The organism is Mesorhizobium sp. M7A.F.Ca.CA.002.04.1.1, assembly GCF_004022805.1.
In the GTDB taxonomy this organism is placed as follows: Bacteria; Pseudomonadota; Alphaproteobacteria; order Rhizobiales; family Rhizobiaceae; genus Mesorhizobium; species Mesorhizobium ciceri.
This window is the reverse complement of the sequence record NZ_RZPL01000486.1, coordinates 1-4,476: the sequence shown is the minus strand read 5'-3', so window position 1 is coordinate 4,476 and position 4,476 is coordinate 1. Positions and strand designations below refer to the sequence as shown.

The following is a 4,476-nucleotide window of genomic DNA, read 5'->3' as shown; positions in this document are numbered from 1 at the left end:
CCCTAGAGGGGGAGATGTCCGGCAGGGCAGAGGGGGGCGCCTCGCGCAAACCTATCGGCCTTTTCCCCTTAGCCGGCCACGCCACCGCCCTCGGCATCGCCCTGCCCTACGGCAGCATGCCGGCCGACAAGATCATCGCCCTCGCGCAAGCCGCCATCGCCCTCGGCACAACCGAAATCCGCCTCGCCCCCGGTCGTGCCTTGCTGTTCCTCGGGCAACCAACCGCCGCCAACCCATCGCTCCAACACACCGCCGCCATCCTCGGCTTCGTCACCGCCCCCGCCGACCCGCGCACGCGCATTGCCGCTTGCCCGGGCATGCCGGCCTGCGCCTCCGGCCGCATCGCCACACGCGACATCGCCGAGACGATCGCCGCTGAAACAGCCGACATCCTCGACTTCACCCTTCACATTGCCGGCTGTGCCAAAGGCTGCGCCCACCCCGGTCCGGCAGCGCTGACGATCGTCGGCGGCGAAAATGGAGCCGGACTTGTCGTGAACGCGACGGCAAAGGCCCTTCCTGCCGGCTACAGGCCGGGCTATGACGCCGCGCGCGGCATCGGCCGCGTCGCGGCGATGATCCGCAGCACACGATATCAAGGTGAAACCGCCGCCGCTTGCCTGACAAGGCTCGGGCCGGCCGGTATCGCCGAGGCCTACCGACAGGCCCAAACTGAAAAACGGAAATGAGCATGGCCGCCTACGACTACATCCATGACGGCACGGCGATCTACGAGCGCTCCTTCGCCATCATCCGCGCCGAGGCCGATCTGTCGCGCTTCTCCGAAGCTGAGGCCGATGTCGCCATTCGCATGATCCATGCCTGCGGCCAGGTCGAAGCTTCAAATCATTTTGTGTTCTCCAAGGATTTCGTTGCCGCCGCCCGCACCGCTTTGGCGGCCGGCGCGCCGATCTTCTGCGACGCGGAAATGGTCTCGCATGGCGTCACCCGCGCCAGGCTGCCGGCGGGCAACGAGGTGATCTGCACCTTGCGCGACCCGCGTACGCACGAAATTGCCAGGCAAATCGGCAACACCCGTTCGGCGGCCGCCATCGACCTCTGGGGCGAGCGCATGGCCGGCTCTGTGGTTGCCATCGGCAATGCGCCGACCGCGCTATTCTATCTCCTGGAAAAACTGCGCGATGGCGCACCGAAGCCGGCGGCCATCATCGGCATGCCGGTCGGCTTCGTCGGTGCGGCCGAATCCAAGGATGCGCTGGCCGAGAATTCCTACGGCGTTCCCTACGCCATCGTGCGTGGCCGGCTTGGCGGCAGTGCCATGACCGCCGCCGCGCTCAATTCATTGGCGAGGCCTGGCCTGTGAACGCCTTTCTCAAAGGCCGCCTCGTTGGCGTCGGCACCGGTCCTGGCGACCCCGAACTGCTGACCCTAAAAGCCGCCCGCATCCTGGCCGAGGCCGATGTCGTGGCCTATTTCGCCAAGCGCGGCAACAACAGCAACGCCCGCGCCATCGTCGAAGCGCAGTTCCGGCCCGAAATGACGGAATTGCCGCTGCTCTATCCCGTCACAACCGAAATCGCCAGGGACCACGACGACTACCGCTCGCAGATCACGGCTTTCTACGAGGAGTCGGCCGAAAAGGTCGCCGAGCACCTCGAAGCCGGCAGAATGGTTGCGGTGCTGTCGGAGGGCGACCCGCTGTTCTACGGCTCTTACATGCATCTGCATGTGCGCCTCGCCCATCGTTTTCCGACCGAAGTCATCCCCGGCGTCACCGCCATGTCCGGCTGCTGGTCGCAGACCGGTATTCCGATCGTCCAGGGCGACGACGTGCTCACCGTGCTGCCGGGCACGATGAGCGAGTTCGAGCTGACCCGCCGGCTGGCCGACACCGATGCCGCCGTCATAATGAAGGTCGGCCGCAACCTGCCCAAGATCAGGCGGGCGCTGGAGGCTACGGCCAAGCTGTCGCGCGCCGTCTATGTCGAGCGCGGCACCATGGCCGGCAGCGTCTCGATGAAGCTTGCCGACAAAAAGGACGACAAGGCGCCCTACTTCGCCATCGTGCTGGTCGCCGGCTGGTCCGGCCGCCCCGGCGCCGTGGGAGCGCAGGTATGAGTGGCCGTCTCATCGTCATCGGCCTTGGCCCCGGCAATGCCGATCAGGTCACCCCGGAGGCCAGCCGCGCTGTCGCCGAGGCGAAATTCTTTTACGGCTACAAACCCTATCTCGACCGGCTGGACCTGCGCCCGGACCAGACCCGCGTCGCTTCCGACAACCGCGAGGAACTCGCCCGCTCCAAGGACGCATTGAGCAAGGCTGCAGAGGGCCATGACGTCGCCGTGGTCTCCGGCGGCGATCCCGGCGTGTTCGCCATGGCGGCGGCCGTCTGCGAGGCGATCGAGGCCGGTCCGGTCGAATGGCGCGCAGTCGATGTCGCCGTGGTGCCCGGCATCACCGCCATGCTTGCGGTTGCCGCCCGCATCGGCGCGCCGCTCGGCCATGATTTCTGCGCCATCTCGCTCTCCGACAATCTAAAGCCATGGGAGTTGATCGAACTGCGCCTGCTGGCGGCGGCCGGTGCCGGCTTCGTCATCGCGCTTTACAACCCGATCAGCAAGGCCCGCCCCTGGCAACTCGGCCGCGCCTTCGAGTGCCTGACCGCCATCCTGCCGGGCACCACGCCGGTAATCTTCGGCCGCGCCGCCGGTCGCCCGGACGAGCGTATCGAGGTCTACCTGCTGGCCGATGTCGAGGCTGAAAAGGCGGACATGGCGACCTGCATCATCATCGGCTCGCCGGAAACCAGGATTATCAAGCGCACGGAGAAGCCGGCGCTGGTCTACACGCCGCGCTCGTCCACGGGACGGACAAAATGATCGATCCCAAATCGATCGACAATGGCGGCCAGCGCTTCGACGGTTTCAGCCGAGGGCACGTCCGGCAGATCAGGCCTGCGGATCATGACCACCTCGATGCCAAGCGCCCGCGCCGAGGCGATCTTGCCAAAGGTCGCCTCGCCGCCGCTGTTCTTGGACACCACGACATCGATGCGGTGCCTTTCGAGCAGCGCGCGTTCCTCCGCGTCGCGAAACGGGCCACGGGCCAACAGATATTCGGCGTCGGGCACGGCCAGCTTCGGCTCGACCGGATCGACACTGCGAATGACATAGTGGTGCTGGGGCGCTGCTTCGAAAGCCGCAACCTCTTGCCGGCCCAGTGCCAGAAAAACGCGGCGCGGCGCCGGTCCAAGCGCTTGCGCGGCATCGCCGACCGTACCGACCAACGTCCAGCGGTCGCCTTCGACAGGCTCCCAGCCGGGACGCCGCAGGGCAAGGATCGGCACGCCGGCCATGCGCGCGGCTTGTGCGGCATTGGCGGAGATTTGCGCCGCATAGGGATGCGTGGCGTCGATCAGCAGATCGGTGGCCGTTTCCGTGAGGTAAGCGGCCAGCCCGTCGGCGCCGCCAAAGCCTCCGCTTCGCACCGGCACGCCTTGCGCGACCGGGCTTTCGGTGCGGCCGGCCAGCGACAGTGTGACCGAGGCACGCGCCGCCAGTTTTCCGGCCAGTTGCCGCGCTTCGGTGGTGCCGCCGAGGATCAGGATACGGTGGGTCATTATGCCTGCTGAGCGTCAATCGCGAGCCGCCTGGCTGACAGTCGTCGGCATCGGCGAGGACGGTTTAGCGGGTCTCGGCGACGAGGCCAAGCAGCGGATTGCCCAGGCTGAGATCATCTTCGGCGGCAAGCGGCACCTCGCCCTTGTCGCTTCCTTCGCCAAGGGCGAGCCGCGCCCATGGCCGGTTCCGTTCGATGCCGAGATGGCTGACGTGCTGGCGCTCGCCGGCAGGAACGTCTGTGTGCTCGCCTCCGGCGATCCCTTCTTCCACGGCGTCGGCGCCACGCTCGCCCGCAAGGTCAAGGCGCAAGAGATGCACGTTATCCCCGCGCCTTCAGCCGTTTCACTGGCGGCCGCCCGGCTCGGCTGGGCGCTGCAGGATATCGAAACCGTCTCGCTGCACGGCCGGCCGCTCGACCTGATCCGGCCACTGCTGCAGCCAGGCGCGCGCATCCTGGCGCTGACCTCGGATGCAGAAGCCCCCGCGGCGATTGCCCGCCTGCTCGCGGAACTCGACTTCGGCGCATCGCGGCTGACGATCCTGGAGGCGTTGGGTGGGCCAAGCGAGACCCAGCGCTCGGTCCGCGCCGATGCCTTCGACCTCGAAAACCTCAATCCGCTCAACGTGCTGGCGGTCGAAGTTGAATCCGGTCCGGACGCGCGCGTGCTGCCGCTCACATCAGGCCTTGCCGATCACCTGTTCGACCATGACGGCCAGATCACCAAGCGCGAAATCCGCGCGATTACCCTGTCGGCGCTGGCGCCGCGGCGCGGCGAGTTGCTGTGGGACATCGGCGCCGGCTCCGGTTCCATCGGCATCGAATGGATGCTGGCCCACCCTTCGATGCGCACTTTTGCCATCGAGGCCGATCCGGTGCGCGCTGCCCGTATTGGCC

The 4,476-nt window shown here is 67.1% G+C and carries 5 protein-coding genes and 1 pseudogene; 5 read left to right on the top strand and 1 reads right to left on the bottom strand.

Annotation, left to right across the window (positions count from 1 at the left end; translation table 11 throughout):
- The 4 genes and pseudogenes from ENZ75_RS22370 to ENZ75_RS22355 all read left to right on the top strand — a co-directional run.
- A pseudogene (locus tag ENZ75_RS22370) lies at window positions 1–689 on the top strand (precorrin-3B synthase); the annotation flags it as partial.
- A 2-nt stretch (window positions 690–691) separates the two neighbouring features.
- The gene (locus tag ENZ75_RS22365) at window positions 692–1,324 is read left to right on the top strand and encodes a precorrin-8X methylmutase (RefSeq protein ID WP_063168243.1); all 633 of its coding nucleotides are present in this window, start codon (window positions 692–694) and stop codon (window positions 1,322–1,324) included.
- Window positions 1,321–2,079: a precorrin-2 C(20)-methyltransferase gene (locus ENZ75_RS22360; protein ID WP_013531083.1), complete on the top strand. Its 759-nt coding sequence runs from the start codon at window positions 1,321–1,323 to the stop codon at window positions 2,077–2,079. The genes ENZ75_RS22365 and ENZ75_RS22360 overlap by 4 nt, the downstream gene beginning before the upstream one ends.
- Window positions 2,076–2,840, top strand: coding sequence for a precorrin-3B C(17)-methyltransferase (locus ENZ75_RS22355; protein WP_063168244.1), 765 nt, complete (start codon window positions 2,076–2,078; stop codon window positions 2,838–2,840). The genes ENZ75_RS22360 and ENZ75_RS22355 overlap by 4 nt, the downstream gene beginning before the upstream one ends.
- On the opposite strand, the gene ENZ75_RS22350 is transcribed toward ENZ75_RS22355, so the two are convergent.
- Window positions 2,804–3,580: a cobalt-precorrin-6A reductase gene (locus ENZ75_RS22350; protein WP_063168245.1), complete on the bottom strand. Its 777-nt coding sequence runs from the start codon at window positions 3,578–3,580 to the stop codon at window positions 2,804–2,806. The two genes, ENZ75_RS22355 and ENZ75_RS22350, sit on opposite strands and share 37 nt — an antisense overlap.
- A 1-nt stretch (window position 3,581) precedes the next feature.
- Here ENZ75_RS22350 and cbiE point away from each other — a divergent pair.
- Window positions 3,582–4,476 (top strand): precorrin-6y C5,15-methyltransferase (decarboxylating) subunit CbiE (cbiE, locus tag ENZ75_RS22345; protein ID WP_128278320.1); only part of this gene is annotated, 895 nt, incomplete at its 3' end.

Coding starts and splice junctions, on each gene's coding strand:
- ENZ75_RS22355 (WP_063168244.1), top strand. CDS start 2,076: ATGAGTGGCCGTCTCATCGTCATCGGCCTTGGCCCCGGCAATGCCGAT.
- ENZ75_RS22350 (WP_063168245.1), bottom strand. CDS start 3,580: ATGACCCACCGTATCCTGATCCTCGGCGGCACCACCGAAGCGCGGCAA.
- ENZ75_RS22365 (WP_063168243.1), top strand. CDS start 692: ATGGCCGCCTACGACTACATCCATGACGGCACGGCGATCTACGAGCGC.